The sequence below is a fragment of the Thalassotalea castellviae genome (assembly GCF_031846185.1).
Taxonomy (GTDB): Bacteria; Pseudomonadota; Gammaproteobacteria; order Enterobacterales; family Alteromonadaceae; genus Thalassotalea_H; species Thalassotalea_H castellviae.
In genome coordinates, this window is record NZ_JAVRIF010000004.1 from 211,976 (window position 1) to 238,966 (window position 26,991).

Annotated in this window: 17 protein-coding genes; 9 read left to right on the forward strand and 8 right to left on the reverse strand. The window is 38.7% G+C overall.

The window, feature by feature from the left end; genetic code table 11:
• Nucleotides 1-220: 220 nt before the first annotated feature.
• The 3 genes from RM573_RS09675 to RM573_RS09685 form a co-directional block, all read right to left on the reverse strand.
• Nucleotides 221-2,386 carry an alpha-amylase family glycosyl hydrolase gene (locus tag RM573_RS09675; RefSeq protein ID WP_311580922.1) on the reverse strand — a complete coding sequence of 722 codons (2,166 nt, stop codon included), beginning with the start codon at nucleotides 2,384-2,386 and terminating at the stop codon, nucleotides 221-223.
• A 313-nt stretch (nucleotides 2,387-2,699) separates the two neighbouring features.
• Nucleotides 2,700-5,351: an alpha-amylase family glycosyl hydrolase gene (locus RM573_RS09680; protein ID WP_311580925.1), complete on the reverse strand. Its 2,652-nt coding sequence runs from the start codon at nucleotides 5,349-5,351 to the stop codon at nucleotides 2,700-2,702.
• Between the two features lie 181 nt (nucleotides 5,352-5,532).
• Nucleotides 5,533-8,052, reverse strand: coding sequence for a glycoside hydrolase family 31 protein (locus RM573_RS09685; protein WP_311580928.1), 2,520 nt, complete (start codon nucleotides 8,050-8,052; stop codon nucleotides 5,533-5,535).
• Between the two features lie 325 nt (nucleotides 8,053-8,377).
• On the opposite strand from RM573_RS09685, the gene RM573_RS09690 reads away from it, so the two are divergent.
• Entirely contained in the window at nucleotides 8,378-10,114 is a 1,737-nt protein-coding gene (locus RM573_RS09690; protein ID WP_311580931.1) for an alpha-amylase family glycosyl hydrolase, read from the forward strand.
• A 129-nt stretch (nucleotides 10,115-10,243) separates the two neighbouring features.
• Here the strand turns inward: RM573_RS09690 and gorA are convergent, their stop codons facing one another.
• A complete protein-coding gene (gorA, locus tag RM573_RS09695; protein ID WP_311580934.1) occupies nucleotides 10,244-11,596 on the reverse strand; it encodes a glutathione-disulfide reductase in 1,353 nt (450 codons plus the stop codon).
• Nucleotides 11,597-11,885: 289 nt separating this feature from the next.
• Here gorA and prlC point away from each other — a divergent pair, with 289 nt between their 5' ends.
• From prlC to RM573_RS09710, 3 genes are all read left to right on the forward strand, one after another.
• Complete coding sequence (prlC, locus tag RM573_RS09700; RefSeq protein WP_311580937.1) at nucleotides 11,886-13,931, forward strand: oligopeptidase A; 2,046 nt, start codon at nucleotides 11,886-11,888, stop codon at nucleotides 13,929-13,931.
• A 136-nt stretch (nucleotides 13,932-14,067) separates the two neighbouring features.
• Complete coding sequence (locus RM573_RS09705; protein WP_311580940.1) at nucleotides 14,068-15,228, forward strand: GGDEF domain-containing protein; 1,161 nt, start codon at nucleotides 14,068-14,070, stop codon at nucleotides 15,226-15,228.
• A gap of 71 nt (nucleotides 15,229-15,299) precedes the next feature.
• Nucleotides 15,300-16,001 carry a DNA-3-methyladenine glycosylase I gene (locus RM573_RS09710; protein ID WP_311580943.1) on the forward strand — a complete coding sequence of 234 codons (702 nt, stop codon included), beginning with the start codon at nucleotides 15,300-15,302 and terminating at the stop codon, nucleotides 15,999-16,001.
• A gap of 101 nt (nucleotides 16,002-16,102) precedes the next feature.
• Here the strand turns inward: RM573_RS09710 and RM573_RS09715 are convergent, their stop codons facing one another.
• The gene (locus RM573_RS09715) at nucleotides 16,103-18,400 is read right to left on the reverse strand and encodes an extracellular catalytic domain type 1 short-chain-length polyhydroxyalkanoate depolymerase (protein WP_311580946.1); all 2,298 of its coding nucleotides are present in this window, start codon (nucleotides 18,398-18,400) and stop codon (nucleotides 16,103-16,105) included.
• 330 nt (nucleotides 18,401-18,730) lie between these two features.
• Between RM573_RS09715 and RM573_RS09720 the strand changes: the two genes are divergently transcribed.
• The 4 genes from RM573_RS09720 to ftnA all read left to right on the forward strand — a co-directional run bounded on the left by RM573_RS09720 (nucleotide 18,731) and on the right by ftnA (nucleotide 23,074).
• A complete protein-coding gene (locus RM573_RS09720; RefSeq protein ID WP_432280233.1) occupies nucleotides 18,731-19,522 on the forward strand; it encodes a class I SAM-dependent methyltransferase in 792 nt (263 codons plus the stop codon).
• A 105-nt stretch (nucleotides 19,523-19,627) separates the two neighbouring features.
• Nucleotides 19,628-21,571 carry a methyl-accepting chemotaxis protein gene (locus tag RM573_RS09725; protein ID WP_311580952.1) on the forward strand — a complete coding sequence of 648 codons (1,944 nt, stop codon included), beginning with the start codon at nucleotides 19,628-19,630 and terminating at the stop codon, nucleotides 21,569-21,571.
• 356 nt (nucleotides 21,572-21,927) lie between these two features.
• Nucleotides 21,928-22,401, forward strand: a complete 474-nt coding sequence (locus RM573_RS09730; RefSeq protein ID WP_311580955.1) for a peroxiredoxin — start codon at nucleotides 21,928-21,930, stop codon at nucleotides 22,399-22,401.
• A 145-nt stretch (nucleotides 22,402-22,546) separates the two neighbouring features.
• Nucleotides 22,547-23,074 (forward strand): non-heme ferritin, encoded by a 528-nt coding sequence (gene ftnA / locus RM573_RS09735; RefSeq protein WP_311580957.1) that lies wholly within the window; start codon nucleotides 22,547-22,549, stop codon nucleotides 23,072-23,074.
• Nucleotides 23,075-23,128: 54 nt separating this feature from the next.
• Here ftnA and RM573_RS09740 read toward each other — a convergent pair whose 3' ends face one another.
• Both RM573_RS09740 and RM573_RS09745 read right to left on the reverse strand, forming a co-directional pair.
• On the reverse strand, nucleotides 23,129-23,467 hold the full coding sequence (locus RM573_RS09740; RefSeq protein ID WP_311580960.1) for a winged helix-turn-helix domain-containing protein: 339 nt from the start codon (nucleotides 23,465-23,467) through the stop codon (nucleotides 23,129-23,131).
• 27 nt (nucleotides 23,468-23,494) lie between these two features.
• On the reverse strand, nucleotides 23,495-25,009 hold the full coding sequence (locus RM573_RS09745; RefSeq protein ID WP_311580963.1) for a hypothetical protein: 1,515 nt from the start codon (nucleotides 25,007-25,009) through the stop codon (nucleotides 23,495-23,497).
• A 238-nt stretch (nucleotides 25,010-25,247) separates the two neighbouring features.
• On the opposite strand from RM573_RS09745, the gene RM573_RS09750 reads away from it, so the two are divergent.
• Complete coding sequence (locus RM573_RS09750; RefSeq protein ID WP_311580966.1) at nucleotides 25,248-26,432, forward strand: BaiN/RdsA family NAD(P)/FAD-dependent oxidoreductase; 1,185 nt, start codon at nucleotides 25,248-25,250, stop codon at nucleotides 26,430-26,432.
• 139 nt (nucleotides 26,433-26,571) lie between these two features.
• Here RM573_RS09750 and RM573_RS09755 read toward each other — a convergent pair whose 3' ends face one another.
• Entirely contained in the window at nucleotides 26,572-26,991 is a 420-nt protein-coding gene (locus RM573_RS09755) for a MarR family winged helix-turn-helix transcriptional regulator (protein WP_311580969.1), read from the reverse strand.

A 26,991-nucleotide genomic window follows, 5' to 3' on the forward strand; every position in this document is an offset into this window, starting at 1 on the left:
ATCTATAGATGCAAGATAGGTAGATTCATAAAGAGAATCAATAGGTTTAAATTTCCTAATAACATCCTGAACGAAGAGTTAAGAATAATGGTAGGGTTGATTATGAATAATAAGCGTTATGCCAACTGTTTGACATAACGCCTATTTATTTTATCAAATGAGCTTTAATGACTAAAACTCATCGTGAAATCCTTACTTTTTTTAAGAAGTAAGAACAATACTAGTGCAGTACAATCACTTCATTTTGATCTAAGCTCAATGACGCTTGACCTCCAGTAACCGATACTACATCACCGCCGGTTAGACTCGTATAAGTACCGTCGGCAAGACCTAGTGATGAAACCGAAATAGTTGCTGCAGCACCTTTGTTCATTGCAACAACTACGGTGTCTGTCCCTTCTTTTCGTTCAAACACTAAAATATCAGCATTCAACCATTTTTGTTGGTAGCTACCAGTGGCAATGGCGGCACTTGAACTTCGTAAATCAGCCAATGATTTTATCATAGTAAAAGCAGCAGATGTTTCAGAAAAAGACGGCATTTGCTCTCGGTTATAAGGGTCATGACCGACTTCACCATCACCATTTGCAGTGAACCATGTCGAGTTTTGCTCGGTACCATAATAAATTGTTGGAATACCTGGTAACGTCATCACTAAGGCCATACCTAGATTTTGTCTTGCTTCCGCAAATGCTTTTGCAAAACCTTTACCTTGTCGCCCTTTATTGACAACACCGTTTGTTTGTAAGTAAACACTGGTACGTGTGGCGTCATGGTTATCAAGGAAAATTGGCTGCCAATCTTCACGATTACCCATAGCACCTGCACGGCTTTCAATATGAGCATTAAGATCAATCATTGAAATATTATCAGCAATAACATTTTCAATATTATCCCGTAGGTTGAAATCTAATAATTCAGACCCTCTACCTTCACTTAAAAAAGCCATTGAATTAGCATCTGACGCGCCGGCATCCATCCATTCACCAAAAATATAAACATCGGGGTTTACGGCTCTCATTTCAGCAGTAAAGCGATTAATAAAATTAGGTTCAATATGTTTTATTGCATCAATTCTAAACGCATCAACACCGTGTGCTAACCATTTTTTCGCTGCTTCAATCAGGTAAGTATCAGAAACCGAATTACTATTAACGCCGTGATTAAAGTCGGTTAAATTAAACAAGGTTTTATTACGATACGCCCATGGGTCTGACCATTCATTACCGCAGGTTGTACTAGGGTCTGAATCATAACAGTCAGCAATTGCGCCATTTTGATGAAACCAAGTTGAATTTGCTTCATCCGCTTGAAAGACACCTTCTTTATACACAGCACCATATTCATATTTATCATTTTGACTACTATGGTTCGGAGCAAAATCAAGCACAAGCTTCATACCACGCGCTTCCATCTCTGCATCTAATTGATCAACTAACGCCCAACTCCCTAAGTGCTCATCCACTTCATAAAAGTCGCGCCCCCAATAACCATGATAAGCACCAGCAGTGCCAGAGTTATCAACATTATCATTTAAAGGGGTCACCCAAATAGCCGTAATCCCTAAGTTTTGAAGGTAATCAAGTTTATCGATAAGCCCTTGAATATCTCCACCCCAGTATTTTTTCCATTCATCTAAATTACCGCTACCACCAACGCTCGATGTCGCGCTGGCATTATTACCATTATCATTGCTCGTATCACCATTAGCGAATCGATCTAGGAAAACAAAGTACATGGTACGATTACGAAAATCATTTGTTGCGGTGACAGGAGAACAATTTGCCCCTAAACCGTCAGATACTGACTTTATCGAGTCATTGCTACTATCAACGACAATATGGGCAAAGCCTTGGGCGACAGAAACATCTGCTGAAGGAAAAGCATCGCTTCCCCAGCCACCATTTTTATCTATCTTAAATCTTGGCCCACCAGAAGCATCACCACCGTTAAATTCAATACAGATTTCATAATCTGAAGTTGTTCCCACTTGTGTTAACAATGTGCCTTCGGCCCAACCATTCGGGGTGCCACGCAAATGATAATCTGTTCCACCACCTGTCGACCCGCCATGTGTTGATGAAGGTAAAATAGCCCAACCTTTCGTATCTGTATAAAATTCAATATCCCAAGTTCCCGCTGAGACTGAAATATTACCGCCACCTTGACCACCCGTACCGTAGTTTTCACTCCAGTCACCAAAACGATCAAATTTTATCTCCCCAGCTGAAGTAAACACTACGTCATCAGCTAACATTGTGTTATTACTGATATCAGCCATTTGATCAGCTGCCCAGCTATTATGCGTGCCGCGGATAAACCAATCGGCATTCGCTTGAAATGCAAGTGTCGAACTTGCTGCAAGCAACATCAATACTCGTTTCATATTATTTTCACCTTTCTATTAAGTTTTATTTTTTATCAATTATTAATCTTTAATAGAGGTAACTACCAAAAAAGATAACCTCATGTTTTCACTAAAAAATTCATTTTAACTTTGCAATTAAACTATTTTAGCTAATCTTCACTATTTCACTGGCAGTTAAACTTCACAAAATGAATACGTATGCAAAAACCATGCATACGTATTCATCAGCTGATCGTTATCGGTCTATTCAAACAGGTTGAACCAGTACAAAATTGACACGACAACTGTTCAAAAAGAAAACGACTGTTAATGTCATCGTTAGCAGTATCGGTTAATTCTGGCGCAAAATGGTCATAAAAGCATCATCGGCAATTTTTGGAGAATTCTGCGCACTATGGCTAAAGTGCCATTTCGACGGTGTCTCATTGATCAAACGATAATCTCCCCCTTCGTCTTTATCCCAAGTGGTTAAATACAAATCAACCGCTAACCAGTCATCTATACCTAGTTTATCAGCGTGATAAATCATCTTAATTTCTTTGGATTGATGGTTTACTGTTATGATGGGTGTGTAATTTAAAATAGTACCTTCTTGAGTTGAAGAAGCACCATCTGTTGCAAAAACATAGTTTCCCCAACCAAAGGCTGAATGAGCAACATTCCATGTGCCTTGTTGAGGCATTGCGCTATTTAACAAAGGCAGAGCTTTGAGCCCTGAGGCCTTTTTATCATTAAAATAAATGGTTAGCGCTAAGTGATCGAAACCATTGGGTGGTGCCCAAGCATTTGAGATATCGCACATTTTAATCGTTAACTCTAGTATATTACCGCCGGTTCTCGCTTGAACTGAATCTATGTCTAAATAGCAGTTATCGGCTTGATAGCCAGGTTTTATATATTGAGCTGCTGGCCCTTTATCATCACCAATAAGGTCATCGACAGCAGCCATGCCAGAAACAATGGTCGAATTCATCGAGTAAGTAAATTTGTTCGTTACATAATTTTTTTCCGGCCAAAAAATTTCTACGGCATGTTGATGATTGCCTAAGCCATCTAAAGGTAAATTGGTACGCCATTTTCCTTGAGCATCGGACGAAAATTTTTCTGCCTGTTCAATATTACCATCGATAATTTTAATTAATTCGGCATGCGCCGTCGTCGTCGTACCTTGGATTATCGCAGACGTTACATTGTTAAACTCCACAGGTATTGGGGCAACGGTAATCTCTTGTGTCATTGACTTAGTTGGTTGACTAGCTCGACTATTGCCAATAAGCACTAAAATAGAACGCGCTGGCATTTCCATAGTCAATGTACCGTCTTCGGCAAAAGGCAAAGTTTTATCAATATTCTCAGCCAGTAAAATAGTCGGTTGATTATCCTCATAAAAACTGGTTGGCAAGCGGCTTAACAACGCGGTTTGTTCGGCACTATTTAAAATAACATAGGCTGTTTTGCCGTTATATTCGCGCTTGTAGGCTAGTATTCCTGGCCCTGATGCATTTTCTTGAATAAATTCAATACTACCGCGACTAAACACTTTATGTTGAGTTCTAATTTTTGTCAGCGTTTGAATAAAACGAAACATATCAGACGCTTGATTAAATTGATCTTGCTCAGAGCCATACCCACCAGCAAACATCGCTTGTCGGCTTAAAAGATGCGCTTGCTCATCCCCTTGATAAATAACTGGAATGCCCGGAATCGACATCATAAAGGCATACGCTTGCTTGAAACCACTTAACGTACCATTCGCTAAAAAACGTTCAACATCGTGGTTATCAATAAAATTTACCGCTCTATAGGGATCTTTATACCATTTCATCGCCGCATCAACGCGATATGACAAATATGAAGTTGGACGCCCGCCGGCAAACACTTGCTTAATTTCATTATAAAGTGGAAAACTTAACGGCGCGTCAATACGAGGGTTCTCATCTGTGCCTAAATAATCGGTGATTTTCTTTTCCGCACGATCTGTAAAGGGTTGTGACATTTCAAAAATTTCACCAAAGGTAAAAAAATCGTTTCTACCCGTTGATTTAGCCGTAGTCACAATGCCATCATCGCCATGAAGAAAATCTTCATAAAATTCTTTTTCGACGTATTTTGCCGTATCAATACGAAATGCATCGACGCCAGCTTCTTTAATCCAATAGCCAAAAGAGTCTTTTAAGGCATTTCTCACCACGGGATTTTTGGTATTCATATCATCAAGACCCGACGTTTGATAGGTTGTCTCTTGTTTATGTACCGTGATATCGAGTATTGAAGGAGTCCAGTTAAAAATATTCGCTTGTTGATGCTCCACTTTGTTAACGTCATTTTGAGTAAAAGGAAATTGACTGGCTGAAACGCTTGGAATTGAACCGGTATTTATTTTGAAATTCTGTTTAACATTCTGCTCATCATAATCACCATCATAATAAAAGAAGTTGCCGGTATGATTGACAACAATATCTTGAATTAAATACATGTTTTTAGCATGAAGTGATTTGGCTAATTGTTGGTAATCTTCAAGTTTACCGTAATGCTCATCAACGGACTTAAAATCTCTTGCCCAATAGCCGTGATATCCCCAAAATTCGGCAACAGGGTCCCACCATTGATTGGCAACTTGAGGCGTTGTCCAAACAGCTGTAGCTCCAAGCTGTTTGATATAATCTATTTTATCGATAACCCCTTGTAAATCACCGCCATTATACTTGTCTTTTGCTCCGCGTTCATAAACGCCAACGCCCTGATCACTATTATGTAAATTGCCATCATTAAAGCGATCAATCATTAAAAAATAGATGATTTGATCTTGCCATTTTGGCGATGCCACATGGAGCGGTCCTAGTTCAGCGGATGTTGACTTATCACTAGTAACCTTTTGATTCACTGTCGTTTTCGACAGTATATTTTTATCACTTTGTTTGGCTTCATTACATGCAAACAGTAAAGTAGTCGCCGCTACGGTTGCGATAATCTTTTTATTCAATAGCATCGTTTAGGGTCCATTAAAGATTGTTGACTCAAAAAAATCGAAACTTTTTTAAACCATTGATTGTTAAATTTTTCTTTACCGATTAATGCAATATTGCCTGTGCCTTTCGCAATCTACTTCACATGACAAATGCACTATCCCGACTGAAAAATCACACTTATTGCACAAACGGCTTTCACGGTTTAAAAGTTAGTCCAATATCAGTTCCGGTAAAGGTGACATCGAGTGTTAATGTATTTAACTTGCTGTCATAAACACTAGTTAACTGTTTTTTCCCTTGATAAGCGTTTTCTAAATGTGAGGCATTATGAACAACTATTTTTAATTGTTTGTTTTCTTTAAGTTTTACTTCACCATTCTCGATATTGATATCAAAATTCACTTGCTCTTGATTTAACGCAGCTGTGAAATTAATTTGCTTAAAATCACCTTGTAAATATTGAGTACTGAGGCCGTCATCCTGATAAAGTTGAAAACTAGATTGTGGCGCACTGGCGTCAAACCAATAATGAATGACCAAATCATTGCCTGTATATGCTTGGGTATTTAACATATTAGGAGCATGAGGAATAATAGCCCCCGCTTTCACAAATACCGGAATTGTTTCTTTATTTACCGGTAACACCTGTTTACCCGCCGAGTATTTTCGATCCTGCCAATAATCAAACCACACGCCTTTCGGGAAAGTATATTCTAGTTGCGTAATACCAGGCTCTGTTACCGGAACAACCAATAGATTGGGTCCCCAAAGATAAGCATCCGTATCTAAAAAGTTCTCATCATTCGCATCATCGATAAAAAAACGTGGTCGCATCAAAGGTGTGCCTTGAGTGTGATTTTGATACGCAATGCTGTAGTTGTATGGCAATAACTGATAACGCCAGCTTAGCGCCGTTTTGATCAATTGACTTACTTCTTCACCGTGAAAAACGGGCTCAGGTAGGGTTGCATCTTGTGAATGTGGTCGAAACACCGGTTGAAATGCGCCAAATTGTAACCAACGCACGTACAGCTCTTCATCAAATTTTTCTGATTCGACAAAGCCCCCTAAGTCGGAATGAGTATAACCTAATCCTAACAGCCCCATTTGCAATGATAATTCGACCTGAGCACTGAGGGCTTGCCATGTTTTACTGACATCACCCGTCCATGGGATCATGCCGTAACGCTGACTGCCTGCAAAGCCAGAACGCATCATAATAAACGGTCGTTGTTGGGGACTCGCTTCACGAAAACCAGTGAAAAGCGTTTTCGCCCATTGATGGCCATAAACATTATGCACTTCATCTGCATAAGCATGTTGTCCTGTGTCGCTTAATTGATGAATAGCGTGTTGTGGGTGAACTTCAGGCTCACCAAGATCGCCCCAAAAACCTGCCACGCCCCAATCTAATTGCTTTTGATAGAATGACCAAAACCAACTTTGTCCATTCTTTGAAAAAACATCGACTAACGAGGTATTACCGAAATAAAAATCAAAGGTCACCGGTTTGCCTGCTTTGTCGATAGCAAACGCTTGGTTTTCAGCGCCAGATTGCCAATTCTTAGAAGTAGTAAGAATAAAAGGTTCACTAATCAGTATGGTATTGATCCCAGTCGCTTTAAAATCTTCAATCATTTTTTCGCCGGTTGGAAACGTTGTTCTGTCCCAATCAAGGTTTCCCATGTGCCCTTTAACATCGGCACCAAACCAAAATAAATCAAAAATTATCGCATCCAATGGCATCTGTTGCCTTTGATATTCAGCAACCACTTCTCTTGCTTGTGCTTCACTGCGGTAACCAAAACGTGAAGCCATGCTACCCAGTGCCCAAATAGGCGGCATCGGCTGCTTTCCGGTTGCATGGGTATAATGATTAATCAGCGATTGATAACTATCTGACATGGCAACTAAGTATGCCGACCGTCCTGCTTGTGAATCAAATTGTAAAATGTCTGATTGACTCGCGCCTAAATCAAGATGCGCTTTGGCACTATTATCAAACATTAAAATATATTTATCGCTAGACATGACGCCAGGTAAACCAAAATACATTTGTTCAGAATGGTCTTGGTAGCCATAATGCGCTTGATTATACAGAGGTAATCTATGCCCTCTACGATCCATACCTAACACACGTTGACCACCACCAAAGAGCTTTTCTTCTGGTCTTAATTTAAAACGAAACCCTTGCGTTGTGTCTTGTTCAAAATAACCAAGCTCTTCTGCTAACATTAATTTATTCTGATGAAAAAATGACAGCCTGACGGGAGATTTATCAATGACAACCGTTGCACTGCCACTGGTTAATGTTAAAGACTTTTCTTTATTTTCTAGGGTTGTGACAATTTTTTTGTTGTGCTTTTCGTCGAGAAGATAACTCGGTAATGGCTGAGCATCATTCAACACATAGTTAACATAAACGCTATTTTCGGTGACAAATTCAAGCGAAATAGTTCCTTGCTCAGTCGTTAAGATGAGTTTATTGTCATGATGTTGGTAGTCAACTAATTGAGTAAATCCACTACGCTCAGCAGGCGATTTTAACGGCGCCTTTATTAGTTGCTGTTCATTATCAACCAAGGCTTTATCAGAAGCAGTCATCATGTTTTCAACAGGATTATTTAAGTTACTAGGTAACGTTTGTCCTTTTGAAAATCCACTTACAAGGTAAATGGCTAACAGTAAGCCTGTCATGCTAATTTTTCGAATCATCGACTTTTTCCAACGGTTGTTATGGTATTCATGCTGTTAACATAACGGCGTATTCACACTGACATTTTGTCGAATGCATTGAGCTTGGAGCCCGCCATCACTTATGTATTATTCGTTCAATATGCCCAGATAACACGCATAAATAAAGGCTGCCACTTCATGAATACGTATGCAGATACTTGTAATAAACATTCCCAAATCAATAAGATATCTGCTAATTAATTGACTTTATAAAATTTCTGTTGGCTTTTATTCCTAAGTGTTCACATTAATTGTGAGACCAATACGGATGTTATCCAACCGCTATAAATTGGATAACCTAACGATGAAATTAACGCGCGTATTTACTTACACAGCAATCACTACCGTTTTATCTTTGACTTTTTTAGGCTGCGCATCGTCTTTCGATCAACCTGCACAACTATCCAGCTCGAAACATCATTCCAACACAACGTTTTATGGGACATTAGAGCCATATGCTGCTGAATCGGTATATTTTTTATTAACGGATCGTTTTGTTGATGGCGATAAACGCAACAATCACGAAAACCAAGGTGGGAAATACCCCAGTTTTAACATTCCACTTATTGGCCCTGATGGACAAGAAGCAAATGTCGGCTACCTAGGAGGCGATTTTCAAGGAGTACTTAATAATGCCAAGTATATTCAAGATATGGGATTTACTTCGGTGTGGCTGACGCCTATTTTTGATAATCCCGACCAAGCATTTAGTGGCGGTGAGCAAGTAACATTTGGGGCTTATTACAAAGACGGCGGTAAAACGGGTTATCATGGTTATTGGGGTAGTAACTTTTATGAAGTGGATGAGCATTTACCCTCTGAAAATTTATCGTTTGCTGAACTTACCTCTCAACTTAAAGAAGATTATAACCTTAATTTCGTGTTAGATATTGTTGGAAATCACGGTTCTCCCTCTTATAGCATGGTGGAAGATCAACCAAAATTTGCCGAAATTTATGATCAAAACGGCACGTTAATCGCCGATCATCAAAATATTCATCCCGAGAAACTCGATCCTACTAATCCGCTGCATAGCTTTTTTAATACTCATACAGGCTTAGCGCAACTTTCAGACATTAATGAAAATAATGAAGCCGTACTCGATTATTTTGAAGGTGCCTACCTTAAATGGATAGCACAAGGCGCGCATGCCTTACGTGTTGATACGATAAAAGAAATGCCACATCATTTTTGGAAAAAATTGTTTGATCGTATTCGTCAACACCACCCCGATATTTTTATTTTTGGTGAAAGTTATTCCTACGATGCCGAGTTTATCGCCGAGCATACTCGACCGGAAAACGGTGGCGTTAGCGTGTTAGATTTTCCTGGTAGAGCAGCGATTACCAGCGTCTTTGAAAACCAAGACAGCAATTTCAAAAATATTTTGTCTTATTTACATTTAGATGATGGTGTTTATCAAAACCCGTATGAACTAATGACCTTTTACGATAATCACGATATGGCAAGAATGAATGCCAGTGATGAAGGTTTTATCGATGCCAATAATTGGTTATTTACCGCCCGCGGGATACCGGTGATTTATTATGGCTCTGAAATCAACTTTATGACCGGTTTACCAGAACACAAAGGCAATCGAAACTATTTAGGTCAACAAAGAATTGAACAAGCCAAAAAACACATCATTCACAATGAATTAACCCGTATTGCTCATATCAGAAAGCAGTCAGTTGCCTTGCAACGTGGTTTACAAATTAATCTCGAATTTTCCGGTGATCAAGCTAGCTTTTATCGTGTCTATCAGAACGAAGAAGAGAGCCAAACCGCGTTAGTGTTGTTAAACAAAGGGGATGACGACGCGGTATTTAATATTCAATCAATGTTGAGTAATGGTTTATGGGTTGATGCAATAAGCAACGAACAATTTGACGTAAATAGTAACCAGCCTGTTATCAATACCCGAGTAAAAGGACACGGGGTAAAAGTACTCTTATTGAATAGCCTTATCGATCACCCGGAGCTGAAAGCGCAATTAACTGCACAACAAAATAAGCTTCATCAAGTGCCGTTGTTGAAGTAACTTCGCTAATAAAATAAAAGGGTGACACTAAACCAAGTGTCACCCTAAAAGGATAAAGTAATATCAAGTCAATTCTCACGACTTAACTAACAATGAAAGCCTTGTTGTTATCCTTTTCAAAACTCTGCGCTACATGGTAACAAACTCTTCGGCAGAAGTTGGGTGGATCGCGACGGTATTATCAAAGTCAGCTTTCGTCGCCCCCATTTTCATCGCAACCGCAAATCCTTGTAACAATTCATCACTGCCAAAACCGATTGAATGAATTCCAACAATTTTTTCTTCTTTACCAATACAGATTAATTTCATTCGCGTAGGGTCGCGATAATCTTCAGTGATCGCTTGATATAAAGCGGTAAATTGTGAATTATAGACTTTAACTTGCTCTTCACCATATTCAGCAATAGCTTCTTTTTCCGTTAAACCAACCGTGCCAATAACCGGATGACTAAAGACTACGGTTGCAATATTTGAATAATCAAGACACTCATAAGGTTTATCATTGAATAATCGTTCACATAATCTGCGCCCAGCCGCCACCGCAACGGGGGTTAATTGTGCGCGTCCTGTGTTGTCACCCACCGCATAAATACCTTTTACATTGGTATTTTGATATTTGTCGGTTGGAATAAAACCTCGTTCATCTAATTCGATGCCGGTTGATTGCACATTAATATTATCCGTCGCTGGCTCACGACCAATCGCCCAAATTAATGTCTCTACCGGCCCCACAGATTTACCGTTTTCAAGGTGCACAGTAAGTTCGCCGTTTTCATGTTTTTCAATGTGGCTAGGCGTACTATGGTTATGAAGCGTCGGGCCATGTTTTGCCATCTGCTCAACCAAAGTATCACTGAGCATGTCGTCAAAACCACGCAAGGGTTTTTCTTTACGTACTAATAGATGTGCTTCTGAACCAAGGGCATGAAGCACGCCGGCAAGTTCAACGGCAATATAACCCGCACCAACTACTGCAACACTTTTTGGTTGTTCGGTTAAGGCAAAAAAACCATCTGAATCAATACCAAATTCAGCTCCTTTAATGTTTGGAATACTTGGGCGACCGCCTGTGGCAATAACAATATGATCAGCAGTGATTTGCTCGCCATTTACCTCTACGGTGTTTTTATTGATAAATTTGGCAAAACCATTAATCACAGTAACATCGTTACTGGCAAAGCCACGTGCATAAGCCGCATGAATTCTTTCGATGTATGCTTCTCTATTTTTAACAAGTTTTGCCCAATCAAAATTTTGTAACGGTGCTTGAAAACCATAATCAGTAGCATAATGTAAAGCATCGGCAATTTGCCCTGCATACCACATTGCCTTTTTCGGTACACACCCTACATTTACACAAGTACCACCAATGTGTTTAGCTTCAATTACGGCTGCTTTTTTACCAAGCTTTGCAGCACGGTTTGCCGAGGCAATTCCACCACTACCTGCCCCAATGGCGAGAAAATCAAAATGTTGTGTCATGTGTAAGTTCCTAAATAAGTGTCATTTAATATATAAGACTCGATCAAATAAGATTCAAGTTCATCAATATGACGAAAAAGGGAAAATCATCTATCTTGGCAAGACTTCATCCGATGATATTAACAATAAGGCATGCCTTAACGCATTATTCTTTTACTAAATTTTCACGCCTTTTGCTGGCCTATCGAAAAAAATTATTAAACGAGCTGATTACTTTTGTTTCTTCTCTTGAATATCTAAACAAATGCACTTACATCTATAATTAAGATATTCAAAAATGTAGATAACCATGACCAACCCACTTTTAGCGCAAGATAAACTTCCCGCATTTTCTTTAATTAAACCTGAGCACGTCAAACCATCCGTCGAAAAAGCGATTTCTGATTGCAAAAAAACCATTGAAGACGTTTTAACTCAAGCATCATTCACCTGGGATAATTTAGTCACACCTATTGATGAAGTGGATGATGTGTTAGGCAAACTATGGTCGCCGATTTCTCATATGAATTCTGTGGTAAATAGTGATGAATTACGTGAAGCATATGAGTCTTGTTTACCTTTGTTATCTGAATACGGCACCTTTGTTGGTCAACATCAAGGCCTGTTCGAAGCTTATCAAAGCCTTGCAAATAGCCAAGAATATAAAACATTAGAGACTGCCCAGAAAAAAGTTATTGATAATGCCTTACGTGATTTTAAATTATCAGGCATTGCCCTTAACGATGAAGACAAAAAACGATACGGCGAAATTGTGACTCGCTTATCAGAGCTCAGCTCAACTTTTGGCAATAACCTTTTAGATGCAACACACGCTTATAGTGTAAATATTACCGATGAAGCAGAACTTGCTGGTTTACCAGATAGCGCCAAAGAAGCGGCGGCGGCCTTAGCAGCAGAACAAGAAAAACAAGGCTGGTTATTTACCTTAGACATTCCAAGCTATCTTCCCGTCATGATGTATTGTGATAATGCCGAACTGCGAGAAAAACTCTATCGTGGCTATGTAACACGCGCTTCTGATCAAGGGCCAAATGCCGGTGAATTTGATAACAGTGCAATTATGAATGAATTATTGGCGCTACGTCATGAATTATCTCAATTGCTTGGCTTTAATAATTTTGCAGAAAAGTCGATTGCCACCAAAATGGCAACCTCAACCGATGAAGTGTTGGGATTTTTAGAAAACTTAGCTGAAAAATCAAAAAAACAAGGACAACAAGACCTTGATGAAGTGAAAGCATTTGCACAAGCTCAATTTGGCCAAACAGAGCTGCAAGCTTGGGATCTGCCTTATTACAGTGAAAAATTGAAACAAAACCGTTATGCGATTTCAGATGAAGAATTACGCCCTTACTTCCCAGAAAACAAAGTCGTCTCAGGGTTATTTGAAGTGGTACATCGCTTGTTTGGCTTAACCATTCAAGAAAAATCAGGTATTGATACTTGGCATAAAGATGTCAAATTTTATGAAGTCTTTGATGAAAGTCAGCAACTACGCGGCAGTTTTTATCTAGATTTATACGCACGCGCTAAAAAACGTGGCGGTGCTTGGATGGATGATTGTGTAGGACGTCGAGCATTAGCCAATGGCGATATTCAATATCCTGTTGCTTACCTCACCTGTAATTTTAATAAACCCGTAGGTGATAAACCGGCATTATTTACTCATGATGAGGTGGTTACATTATTTCATGAATTTGGCCATGGTATTCATCATATGCTTACACAAATAAACGCCAGCGGTGTTTCGGGCATCGATGGTGTGCCTTGGGACGCGGTTGAATTACCCAGCCAATTTTTGGAAAACTGGTGTTGGCAGCCTGAAGCACTCACCTTTATTTCAGGACATTTTGAAACCAATGAGCCATTACCTCAAGCAATGCTTGATAAAATGCTAGCGGCTAAAAATTATCAATCAGCAATGCAAATGCTTCGTCAGCTTGAGTTCAGTATTTTTGATTTTACCATGCATGCCGAATATAACCCCAATAATAACAACAGCGAGTACATCCAAGAAATATTAAACAAAGTACGTGATAAATATGCCGTGATCACCGCCACTGACTTTAATCGCTTTCAACATAGTTTTAGTCATATCTTTGGTGGCGGTTATGCCGCTGGCTATTATAGCTACAAATGGGCAGAAGTGTTATCTGCTGATGCCTTTAGCCGCTTTGAAGAAGAAGGAATTTTTAGTCGCGCCGTAGGACAAGACTTTTTAGAAAACATTCTTGAAAAAGGCGGTTCGCAAGAACCCAGTGAGTTATTTAAAGCGTTTAGAGGGCGTGCGCCTCAAATAGACGCACTATTACGTCATTGCGGAATAAATGGTTAAGCTTCACCACCATGAGATTTAGATAAAACCCATCTCATTTAGATGGGTTTTATCTAACGGCCATTCTCAAAAAAATTCTATATAGGATATAATAAGGTTAATTAAATTAAACCAATCAGCAGCCTGGAAGTGAGCATTGCAAGAATATCTAGTCAGCATGTCATATTTTTCTGCACTTTCAATTGTGTGTATTGTGCTATATGCCTTTACCTATTTTCTTCCTACGCCTGAAAATCAGAACAAAGCCCGCTCAACTTTTTATTTTAGGTTGTTGTTGTTATTTACCATTGCCGCCTTCGAAGCCATTTTATTGCGCTTTGAATATTTGCCTATCGCCTCTGCAATAGTAACTAATTTATTTATTTTATTGATTTCATATTTATTAATGTTCGCTATATATACTCGTTACGATTGTGAAATAACGTTGCGACATTATCTAGCGTGTGCCATTCATAGCGTGTTTTTTATTGGCTTAATATACTTAGCACAAATATATCTCAATGCTGGCTATTTAAGGTCTGCTTTAGTTTTAATGAATATCTTCATTCCGTATGCATTAACCCTTAGAAAATGTAATCAACAATTTAAAATGCATCGGGTGGGTGACCGTATTTTATATGGTTCGTTATTACTCACTTTACTTATTTTTGTCGTTTATGTTGTTTTTTATGCTTTATTTTTCTCTGATGAAAAACATGTGCCGCTTTCCTTATATTTTACGGCACTGTTGAGTTTTATTTGTATTCTATTTTTTGGATTTGCCTTAAGTATTATCTACTCGCTAGTTGGCAAATTAAGAAAAGAAATTATCACGGATAAATTAACGGGGGCAAAAAATAGAAATTACCTCACCGATGTTGCAGAAAAAATGTATTCATTGGCAAAACGTCGTCAAGAACCTCTTTCGGTCATTTTATGCGACATCGATAGTTTTAAAAAGATCAATGACAGTTATGGTCACTCTGCTGGCGATAAAGTGTTAGTCAGTTTTTCTCATGTTATTGAATCATCTTTGCGCACTGAAGATATCTTGATACGTATTGGTGGTGAAGAATTTATTATTTTATTACCCTACAACGATATTGACAAAGCGGTGCTTACCGCAGAAAGATTGAGGAAGGCGATCAATGAAGAAAACATCGATATTGGTGGCAAGAATATTCAAATATCCGCCAGCTTTGGTGTCGTGCAAGTAGATACTACGAAAAGTATTGACGATAATATTAATCATGCTGATATCGCTTTATATGAAGCAAAAAGAAGTGGCCGTAATAAAGTGATCGCGTATAGTCGCTAAAATTCATCGTTAAACTACACAATAAAACAATCAATAAAACGTTCAATAAAAAACAATAATAAGAGTATTTCATGGAATCATGGCAAAAAATTTATCAGCGCGCTTGTCAGCGTAAAGGCGGCGAACAAGCATTAACGTTATTACTCGGTGAAGGTAATCATGACCAGCGGTTAAAACAGTTAACGGATGATCGCCTTTTATCCGCGTTCACCAAAAAAATATTCCAAAGTGGTTTTGTCTGGCGAGTTGTTGAAAATAAATGGCCCAATTTTGAAGAAAGTTTTTTTAATTTCGATATTGAAAAAATATTGATGATGCCGGAAGAAATGCTCGAAAGAAAAGCGGCCGACCCTAAAATCATACGAAATTTTAATAAAGTAAAAACAATAAAAGCCAACGCGCAAATGATATTTGAGCAACAAAATAGTGATGAAAATTCGCAACCAAGCTTCTCTGCCTTTATTGCCGATTGGCCAACAGAAGATATCATTGGCTTATGGGCATACCTTAAAAAACATGGTCAACGTTTAGGTGGAAATACCGGTCCGTATGCACTGCGCGCATTAGGAAAAGATACTTTTATACTTTCTCGAGATGTGGAAGCCTATTTCCGCGCACATGATTTAATCAGTGGCGGTATCCAAACAAAGTCAAGCCTCGCCACTATTCAACAATGTTTTAATCAATGGCAGCAAGAATCTGATTTATCCCTGAGTCAGTTGAGCCGATTAATCGCCTTTGCAACGGGCGACAATAATGTTCAGGTAGAGTAGTCACTAAAAAACATGAGCAAAGCGCATTATCTAAAACTTGGCTTTACTCATGTTCCCTTACTGTATAAAAATAATTCTATCACTAAACGCGAATCATTGGGTTATGGACAAGTTCCTTCTTCAAAGTAATTCGCACTTGTTTCCGCTAAAGTAGACGTATAATAAACGTTATATAAGCCTAAATTCGTGCCCGAGCCAATGGCAAAAACATAAGAGCCATTAGTCGTTGCTCTATTAGCTTGAACATGAGCATAGTTACTTGATGTCGTTTCATTGCAGCTAAAATTACCATTTGGCGTGCTATCACACACATTGCCTATGCCATCATTGTCATTATCGGCTTGATCCGCATTAGCAACTGCGGGGCAATTATCGACATTATCAGCAACGCCATCATTGTCACTATCGGTTGGCTCTCCATTTGGCGTGCTATCGCACACATTGCCTATGCCGTCATTGTCATTATCCGCTTGATCCGCATTAGCAACTGCGGGGCAATTATCAACATTATCAGCAACGCCATCATTGTCACTATCGGTTGGCTCTCCATTTGGCGTGCTATCGCACACATTGCCTATGCCGTCATTGTCATTATCGGCTTGATCCGCATTAGCAACTGCGGGGCAATTATCAACATTATCAGCAACGCCATCATTATCACTATCGGTTGGCTCAACAATAGAACATGCCTGTTGAGGTCCAGCACAACTTGGTTCTCCATCGGCAATCCACTGACATTGATTGGTACCTGCAGCATATTCACGCATCACAAAATCTGAGCAACCAAATGCCGTATAACACGCAGAATATCCTACTCCCCAAGTAATATGGCCTTGGTTAATATGTAAGTTATAATCCCCCTCAACTCCTGCATCGATAGTAAATTGCGCATTGTCGGTACTAGATAATGATGTGGTATCAGTTGCTGTTACAGTCGCCGTTTGATTCCCCCCAGATAAACCACAACTTTCGGCTAAATATTCATTTCCATTAAGTTGTGCTGTTACCGTACCATTACTGAAACTGACCCCAACACTCGCTAAGTTTTGATTTTCATCAAAGACATTGCCAGACACCGTTGCACACTGACCCGCAGTAGTCACATTAATGTTCGATAATGTTGGCGCTGTTGCTGGTGGCTCAGGGCCAATACGTGTTGTAACCTTAGCAATATCACTGGGTTTACCTTCATTATCTGTTGCCGTTGCCGCTACTTGGTATAAACCATCAGCAAAAACACCTGATAACAAGTTATATTCATCATTCGCATTAACTGAACCATTGATGCTTGAAAGCCAAGTTATGTTGCCTGATTCGATAACGCTAATGTCTACTTTGATATTGCTGACACTACCGTCTTCATCGGTTGCTACTCCAGAAATATCAAGCTGACTGTTATTGTCTACCGCAGTATGACCTGCGATTACCGGAGCCTTATTTCTATTGACTCGTTGATTGTTTTGCGCAAAGAAATTTCCTAAATACGTAGCAAAATTAATACTCGTTGATGCAATATAATCTCCTGAAGCTCCTACCCCGCCAGACCATGAATGATCTAAGTTATCAAACCATAACATTGATATTCGATTATTCGTCCACAAGCTTTCAGAAGCCGTATGACCGGCACCTTCACTGATATTTGTTGTCCCAGCCAGTTGTGTTTCGCCATAAACAGCGGCAAAGCCATTAGCATTTTGCTGGTTATAACAAGTATTTACCGTTGTATCAGCGGTACCATGTCCAATTACCGCAATTTGTGTATTTAAATGACTTGCCGCCGATCCCGCATAGCCTTCACAACGTGATTTAAAAGTATTAGGCGATACTGTCTCACAGGTTGATATTGCTCCATTAGAACTTGTACCGATTGTTGGGCCTGCACTCGGAGCTACACCGGAAAAAACATCGGGTGCTAAACAAGCCGTTTGAGCAGACATGGCGGCGCCAGATGAAAGGCCAGCGATATACACTTGTTGCGCATCAATATTACGAGTTGCATCACCACTCATGGTATTGGCAAGATTTATCAAGTTCTTATAATCCCCAGATGTTCTTGATACGGCGCCTTGCCAATAAGACCAACAACTATAACCCGCTTTATTCATGGCATCTGGAATAGCGACAACCATGCCATAAGATTCAGCCGCACTTTCCAATTGTGCTGTTAAGTAATTATTAATGGGTTGTACACAGCCATGTAGAACAATTAACAATGACTTACCATCCCCAACAGGTGACAGAGAGTCGGGTGTGTAAATGTGTACTGTGTTGAATCCCCCAATATTTACGTTTTGTTGCCAAGATCCCGCGACGGACGCTTGTACAAAACAAAAAAAACTTAATAAAATAGCGAATACGCTTTGTATTTGTTTGATGTAATAATGTTTTCTAACGTTCATTTTTCTTTACCTTATTTTATAAACTTTCCCTAAAAAATCATCCCTATTGTTTATTTTTTGAACTGAGGTAACACTAGACAACTTAGTGATAAAATGAAGTAGTACTTTAGTACTGCGGCTTATTTAATACGCAATAACGGCAGGGTATAACAGAGATATCGAAGGTTTGTTTAACACAGTTAAATGACTTACATGCCAATTTTGTCACCCGCTAAAGTAGTAGAGATATTTTATTCGCTTTAATTGTTTTACAATTACTCTCATATTCATCACATTTAGCCATGATGATGAGCTGACGAGGCATCTAATATTTCTATGAGTAAGTACGACATGACACAAATAGCGGTGGGTTATATAGACAAAACCGATATCGATTTAGCAAAAAAAGTCGCTCAACAATGGCAACTCCAATACATAGGTGATGTTGCTTCTGTAAATAAACAGTCAAATTTACTATTTTTACTACAGGTCCATTTTCAACAAGTAGAACTCATTAAGCTAGATGAGCCTAAGCTTGGTGCAATAAAAGTAGATTTTGTCGAAGGTCCTGTTGCACATCGACGGAAATTTGGTGGTGGCAGAGGCCAAGATATTGCAAAAGCTATCGGCTTGAAACACGGTTTTACGCCCCATGTTTTAGATGCAACGGCAGGCTTAGGAAGAGATTCTTTTGTACTCGCCTCACTTGGCTGCCAAGTCACTATGATGGAACGCATGCCAATTGTAGCGGCATTACTTGAAAATGGTCTAGCACGAGCAAAAATACATCAAGAAGTAGCCGATATTGTAGATCGTATGAGCTTGATTTATGCCTCTTCTATCGATGATATGACACTAGCAAACGCTCCAGATGTTATTTATTTAGATCCTATGTACCCACACCGTGAAAAATCCGCCGCCGTAAAAAAAGAAATGCGTGTGTTTCAGGCATTAGTTGGCGAAGATTTAGACGCTGATAACTTATTAATACCAGCCCTTAAACTCGCTAAATATCGAGTGGTGGTGAAACGCCCTTCATATGCGGAGCCACTAAACAATAAAGCGCCATCAACCAGTATTAAAATGAAAAAAAATCGCTTTGACGTCTATGTAAATCAGGCAATACCAAAAGCGATGACTTAAACATGACAACGAACATCGTTGTCATAAAAGTGTCATAAAGCTGTCGTAAAACCTTCACAAAACCCACATAAACTTTAGCCTCAATCGTCTGTCGAGTAAATTATTTTGCGGGTTTCAAGTTTTTCTAAGTTATCAGTTATAGCTATCAGTATTTTTGCGATCATATTTTTAGCCACTATGTATCAAGTTGGTGAATCATTAACCAAGAGTCAAATTCAATATAGCGGTTATCAAACACTGAAATCTCATACGACTATTAAGTTTAATCGTACTATCAATAAATACCTACAAAACGGCGATGCAAGCCTACTCAATGATACCGAAGCACAACTTGACGAAATGATCGCTATCACCAAGAATTTGGGCATTAAAACCCTCACTGAAGAGATTAGCGCTCAAGCAACGCTACTTAAAACAGATATTTCAACGAAATATCGTGCATTAGGAAAATTAAGTGGAGACCCTTTAGCGCTTATTCGCAATGGTGAACAAGCCATGGCAGCAATCACTGCTAGCCTGGCAAAATATGCTGTTCAATCTAATGCGCTGGATCCTCAACAAAAACCAGCTTACTTAAAACTTACCAATGAAATATCTAAAACGCTTTATGACTTAGTGAATAGTCGAGAAAAAATGTTTAATGATAGTCAGCTGAATAACCAATCGGTCGCAATTGCCTTAAATGATCTGCGAACATTAGTAGATACAATTTCCGCATTTCCCGAACTTGAAGTATTCCCTGAAACAGATGAAGACGAAGATGACTTTTTTGCAGATGAAGACGATCTGGAAGATTTAAGTGTTGAAGCGTTAGACGAACTAAAGTCATTGGTTAGTCGCTATCAAAGTGAGTTAGACAATACATTATCTTTGCAAGAACAGCGTAAAAAAGGCTTACAACGATTAGCGGCTCAAGTTGATGAATTAGAAAATATCATTGTTTCAGGTGAAATTACCGTTACACAAGAACAAGCTAAAATAAACAAATCACTTACCAATGTAGTGGTCGGTTTATTAACGTTTTTAGTTTTATTTTTAGCCGCAAATTATTGGTTGATGCGCAGTGTTATTTTAAACCCACTTCGAAAATTACGCGATAGTTTTGTGACGCTAGTCAGTGAAGGTCGAGTCGATAACATCACAGGTATTTCACCTAAAACAGAACTTGGCGAAATATCACATAGCTTTAATCAAATGGTGTCAAAACTTGCCGAAGAAGATAAGCAAAAAGCGAATCAACTAAACCTAGTGTCGAATGCCATGAAAACAATGGAAAGCCAAGCACGCAACATTCTTGATTCATCGTCAACAACGAGTGAGCACTTGCTAGAAGTTGGCGATATTATGCAAGCACTTTCGAATGTTACCGAAAACGTTAATACGCTTTCTCAACAAGTAGTTGATAGTGCAAAAGCGACACAAATGGCGATGAATGATAGTCAAAATCAAGTCAATGAAGTACTAAATGCCAGTGAAGAAACCAACTCAGCTGCAACAGCAGGGAAAACATCAATTGAGTCTTTAAGCTCTTCCGTTGAAAGTGTTGGTACTATTGTCGATGTGATCAGCTCAATAGCTGATCAAACAAATTTACTTGCTTTGAACGCCGCCATTGAAGCAGCTAGAGCAGGTGAACACGGACGTGGATTTTCGGTGGTGGCTGATGAAGTAAGACAACTCGCTGGCAAAACTCAAGACTCGTTAAAGCAAGTTAGCCAACGACTAGAACAGCTTAATCAAGCAAGTTCAGCGCTCGCCGATAATATTTACGGCATTGAAAGCGCCTCAAATAAACAAAAAGAAATTGCCGAATTATTAAAAGGCAACGCGGTAAACGTAGTTGAGCAAGCGATAACCTCGGCTAATGTCGCTGAAAGTACGTTAGAACAAATTAATCAGCAACGCTTACATTTTTCTGACTTTGAACAGGCCATGAACAGTGTGACGACTGAAGTAGATCAGTCACGCGAATTAGCCACTCATATTTCAAAAGATGTCGGCGAACAGGTTAGAGACATCAATCAAACCTTACATTTAGTCACTAAATAGCGTCAAATTAGCAACAAGCAATCTGTAATTATTCGCTTGTTGCTAAGCTATTCTCTTATTTTAAAACCAAGATCGAGAAAAATTCACCTCAGTTTTTACATCTTTTCTCAACAAAATCGTGCGCGAACTCTCCCAATATCCTAAAATTAACCTTAGGTTTTATTGGAGATTAGTTTATGGCTAAATCTTTGTGCAAATGGAAGAAAAAAGACATCGAGAAAGGTTTGCACGAGCTCGCACATATTGTCGACAAGCCGCGATATATTTGTAAAGATTGTGCGCGCAGTGCGCATGATAAAGGCTTTTTATGTAAAGCCGTCAAGTTACCCCTATCACATCCATCATAAGGTTAAATAATGATTCAAGAAAATATGAAAATGCCAACCGGTGAATTACAGCAATTAATGAATGGCGAGATGATCTGTCACAATACTGATGAGTTATTCGCTAACAAAAAAGTCGTCCTTTTTGCCGTACCAGGTGCGTTTACCCCCACTTGTTCTGCTGCTCACCTACCAGGTTATGTTGTGTCAGCTGATGAGCTTTCAGCAAAAGGTGTGGATGCGATAATTTGTTTATCGGTAAACGATGCGTTTGTAATGAATGCGTGGGGAGAGGCACAAAATGCAGAAAATATTATGATGCTTGCTGACGGTGATGGCAGTTATACCAAAGCATTAGGTTTAGGCATGGAAACAGCTGGGTTTGGTGGTTTTCGCTCTCAACGTTATGCGATGATCATTGAAAATGGCACAGTCACAAGCTTACATGTTGAAAAACCGAAAGAATTTGAAGTGAGCAAGGCTGAAAACATATTGGAGTTGCTTTAATTAAATAGAAACGAAAACAATTAGCATTAGTAATACATTGTTTTTATTAGGATTTTTTAAAATCCTCTTGAAATCAAAGGCTAGCTAAGGCAAAATTCTCAGATATTCACTGCGTTATCGCACGAAAAATTTAATAGGAAAAACCATGCTAAAACCTGAAATGGTCAAACAATTAAACCAGCAAATAAATTTAGAGTTTTATTCGTCGAATTTATACTTACAAATGAGCGCTTGGTGTGAAGAACAAGGTTTTGAGGGTGCTGCTGAATTTATGCGTAAACATGCGCTAGAAGAAATGGATCATATGACACGTTTATTTACCTACGTCAGTGAAACTGGAGCATTACCTATTTTAGGCGCAATTGATGCTCCCCCACATGAATATGAATCATTAGCGGATGTTTTTGAAAAAACCTATCAACATGAATGTGAAATAACTGAACAAATCAATACCTTGGCTCATCAGGCATTTACTAACCAAGATTATTCTACTTTCAACTTCTTGCAATGGTATGTAGCTGAGCAGCATGAAGAAGAAACGTTATTTAAAAGCGTCTTGGATAAAATTAATTTGGTTGGCCATGATGGTCATGCATTATTTTTTGTCGATAAAGACTTAGCTGAAATGGCGAAAACATCACCAACCAGTATTATGTCAAATCCACCAGAATAATGTTTATTTCCTGCTCATAAAAAACAAGGCTTCTCATTTGAAGCCTTGTTGCTTTTACAAGGGTGATTTTTCTACAACCAGATAATATCCTTGCCCACGCATAGCTTGAATACTCAGGCCGCTCGAATAATGTTGCAACTTTTTTCGCAGATTAGAAATATGTATATTTATAACCTGCTGTTTATGTTCAGCCCCATGAAATAGCTGCTTAATAATGCTTGCCCTTGGCAGCAGTTCTGGGGAATGCTTCATTAATAAAGTCAATAAGTTAAACTCTAAACTTGTTAAATTAACTTCTTGCTTGTCGACCTTTACTTGTCGAGAGCCTTTACATATTGAAAGGCTCCCCATCACCGTAACTTGTTGCTTTCCTTTATGACGTTGTAAGCTCATATGACTCTCTAGCGCTACTGTTAATAGTTAGTCTGAACTGCGACTGAACATATTTGCTTTATAACCAGTGCCGGAAGTTAAATCGTTTTCTATGACGATAAACTGATCCGTTGACTCTTCATCGAGTATTAATTCAAAGGAATCTAAAATGATGTTGCTGCTATTTTCTTTCGCCACAACATACACTTGATATGTATTGTTCGTTAAATACAAGGTTTCATGCTCTGCATAACCAAAAGAACGATTATAGTAAGCACTATCAATGGTTTCATCACTTCTGACAAAGTAGATATTTATTAAATTAAAGTCTTCGTTATCGGCTAAATTTACCGCAGTGATTTCATGACCATAAATACTGGTATTGTCACTACTATCAATCACCAACGAATGAATAGTCACTTCTTTTTCATCAACAATTCCGTCACCGTCTTCATCAACATTGCCATCTCCGTCTTCGTCGACATTTTCTTCGTCAGCATAAAAGAACACTGTTTTATTGGCATTTTCTGATAATGAAAGTAAATGATGACTCACTAATGTGATGTCGTTATCACTGGCTAATAAAGACAAGCTATAATCACCACTTTCAACGTTTAACGGTTCACTCAATTGTCCAAAAGTTAACTGCTCTATTTCTGGCGAATCATCAATATCATTGACATAAACCGTAACCTCGCCATGGTAATCGGGTAATAAATCGTTCATTTGAATCGCGTTATAAATACGAAAACGTGCTTCAGCGTTATAATCGATGTATTCAACTTGAGTAGAATTAGACACTTTATCCAAAATAAAAGGAGAAGAGCCTACGCCAGTATTCTCTCGTATCACCATTATATATTGGGCAGAGTAGTAATAATCGACAGCATCTGATTGATAGATCACTTCATCACTACCAGAATAAGTGATGTAAAAAATATAGCTACCTTGGTCAAATTTATGGTTGTCTGAAATCTCTTTATTTTGATAGCTTCCTAATAATTGCGCTTCATTAAATGTTTCATCCGACTCCGAAAAATAAACATCTATGGCATTGTTATTAGTACTTACATTGAGCACATTAAAATTAAATAACGAATACGTATCATCATCTTCTTCATCAATAACAGGAATGTCATATACAACAACATCAGGAGCGGTAACATCATCATTAAGCACCACTAACTTTAAAGAATCTTTCTCAATGGAGAGTTCACTTTGATAGATCATTTCCAGTTCACTACGCACGGAACTATCGCCATCTTGCCAAGCTAACTCAAAGAAATAATCATTGATGTCAATTTCATAAGTCCCTAATGCAGCAGCATAACCCACACTTGAGAAAGTTATTTCCGTTTCATCATCTTCACTAGTATCAAGGTCTTCATCAATAGTGAGATAAATCTCAGGCGCATTTTTAGAAGCATTGTAGAATTTAATATAGCCTTGATTACTATCATCATCACTATCGCTCGAGTTACACGCCGATACCCCCAAAACAACCAGCGCCGCTAGCCAACCTTTTAAAAATTTTTGCTGGCCTAATCCAAATCTTACTTTCATATACTACCTATCTATTATTAATAAATTTACGATGGAGCAATAGAGGCATATCAAAGTAATAAGTTCTTATCTTTACATAACCTTTGCACTTCTTTAGTTTTCTTTGCGTAGATTGGCATATTTTTACTTAACCTTACATAAATTGGCGAAATGCAACGGCTCAGTCTAGTTATTTCTCCTCTGGTTCATCGTCCGTAAAACTTCTATAATGCCGAGAAATGAACAGTTAAGGTAAGATGTGCAACAAATAGATACGTTAATTATTGGTGCGGGCGCGGCGGGATTAATGTGCGCTGCCACAGCCGGATATAGAGGTAAGTCTGTCGTCGTCGTAGATATGGGGAAAAAACCTGGCCGAAAAATATTGATTAGCGGCGGTGGACGTTGCAATTTTACCAATGAAAATGCACAACCCGAAAACTACCTATGTAAAAATCCACATTTTATTAAATCGGCCTTAAGTCGTTATTCTTCACAAGACTTTATTGAGTTAGTAGAACGACACGGCGTTGAATATCACCATAAAACTTTAGGGCAATTATTTTGTGATGATAGCGCGCAAAACATTGTCGATGTATTAATGACGGAATGTGAATGGGCTGGCGTTGATGTAAAAATGCGTAACGAAGTGCTTTCAGTTAGCAAGCAAGATGAATCCTTTCACGTGCAAACCACCGAAAATACTTATCAATGTAAATCGTTAGTTATCGCCTCAGGTGGTTTAACAATGCCAAAATTGGGTGCAACACCTATTGGTTTCAATATTGCTAAACAATTTGGTTTAAATGTACTACCAACAACCGCAGCCTTAGTGCCATTTACCTTACATGATCACGATAAACAACGCTTTGACGGCTTATCTGGTATCAGCATACCAACAAAAATTAGCAGCGAATGCGGCACTGAATTTAAAGAAAATATATTATTTACCCATCGCGGATTATCTGGCCCAGCCATTTTACAAATTTCTTCATTTTGGCAAGCAGGACAAGCGGTGACCATTAATTTGTTACCCGATTCACCTATTCAAGACCTTATAACAGAATGGCGAGAGCAAAACTCACAAAAATCCCTCAAAAATATGTTAAGTACAATTTTGCCGAAACGCTTTATTGAAGCTATGGTCAGTCATGCAGAAATTTTTGATAAGGCTATCAATCAATTAAGCAAAGATGATGTTTATCAATTGGCAGAATATCTACACCAGTGGCAAATCAAACCTAATGGTACGGAAGGTTATCGCACGGCAGAGGTTACCCTTGGCGGGGTTGATACCGATGAACTATCTTCCAAAACCTTTGAAAGTAAAAAAGTCCCTAACCTATATTTTATTGGTGAAGTGATCGACGTAACCGGCTGGTTAGGTGGCTATAATTTCCAAGCCTGTTGGGCACAAGGAGTAGCGTGTGGACAAGCGGTTTAGTGATAACCGCTTTATCGACGGTCTTACCTTATAAATACTTGCGTCAAAGCCCATAAATTGTAGTTTTATCAATATATTCGTTTACCGTAATTGCTATCTATATCAACAAGCACTGGTTATTTAGCAAAGATCTAAGGTCCTATTTGTTCCAAATCATTTTAAGTTTTGTAAGCATAAAATCTTTTTCTACAAATGAAGTATTTTCAAGCATCCATTCTTCATTGATGGCCATACATTTACTTATTTCGACCACCGTACGTTCTCCTTCTTCTGTTAAGGTAAAGCCATACGATCTGCCATCAAGTTTATTCTTATGAACCAATCCACGTTTAATCATAGTACTCATTAAAGGGGCCATATTCGCTTTTTTAACCCCTAGATGATTACAAATAGTTATTTGTTTTATATTCGCATTCGCTCCAATGAATAATAAAACTGAAGCCTCCATTGTACTTAAATCTAATGTTTTAAGTAACGAGTTCAAATGATTAAACATCATTATGGAAGCTCGACGTATATGGTAGCCTAACTTGTCTTCCAATGGGTTTATAATAGTCAT

Excerpts from the sequence above, each read along its gene's own strand:
- RM573_RS09685 (WP_311580928.1), bottom strand. The coding sequence starts at position 8,052 with ATGATTCGAAAAATTAGCATGACAGGCTTACTGTTAGCCATTTACCTT.
- RM573_RS09720 (WP_432280233.1), top strand. The coding sequence starts at position 18,731 with ATGACACAAATAGCGGTGGGTTATATAGACAAAACCGATATCGATTTA.
- ftnA (WP_311580957.1), top strand. The coding sequence starts at position 22,547 with ATGCTAAAACCTGAAATGGTCAAACAATTAAACCAGCAAATAAATTTA.
- RM573_RS09710 (WP_311580943.1), top strand. The coding sequence starts at position 15,300 with ATGGAATCATGGCAAAAAATTTATCAGCGCGCTTGTCAGCGTAAAGGC.
- RM573_RS09745 (WP_311580963.1), bottom strand. The coding sequence starts at position 25,009 with ATGAAAGTAAGATTTGGATTAGGCCAGCAAAAATTTTTAAAAGGTTGG.
- gorA (WP_311580934.1), bottom strand. The coding sequence starts at position 11,596 with ATGACACAACATTTTGATTTTCTCGCCATTGGGGCAGGTAGTGGTGGA.
- RM573_RS09730 (WP_311580955.1), top strand. The coding sequence starts at position 21,928 with ATGATTCAAGAAAATATGAAAATGCCAACCGGTGAATTACAGCAATTA.
- RM573_RS09675 (WP_311580922.1), bottom strand. The coding sequence starts at position 2,386 with ATGAAACGAGTATTGATGTTGCTTGCAGCAAGTTCGACACTTGCATTT.
- RM573_RS09740 (WP_311580960.1), bottom strand. The coding sequence starts at position 23,467 with ATGAGCTTACAACGTCATAAAGGAAAGCAACAAGTTACGGTGATGGGG.
- RM573_RS09755 (WP_311580969.1), bottom strand. The coding sequence starts at position 26,991 with ATGACTATTATAAACCCATTGGAAGACAAGTTAGGCTACCATATACGT.
- RM573_RS09715 (WP_311580946.1), bottom strand. The coding sequence starts at position 18,400 with ATGAACGTTAGAAAACATTATTACATCAAACAAATACAAAGCGTATTC.
- RM573_RS09690 (WP_311580931.1), top strand. The coding sequence starts at position 8,378 with ATGAAATTAACGCGCGTATTTACTTACACAGCAATCACTACCGTTTTA.
- prlC (WP_311580937.1), top strand. The coding sequence starts at position 11,886 with ATGACCAACCCACTTTTAGCGCAAGATAAACTTCCCGCATTTTCTTTA.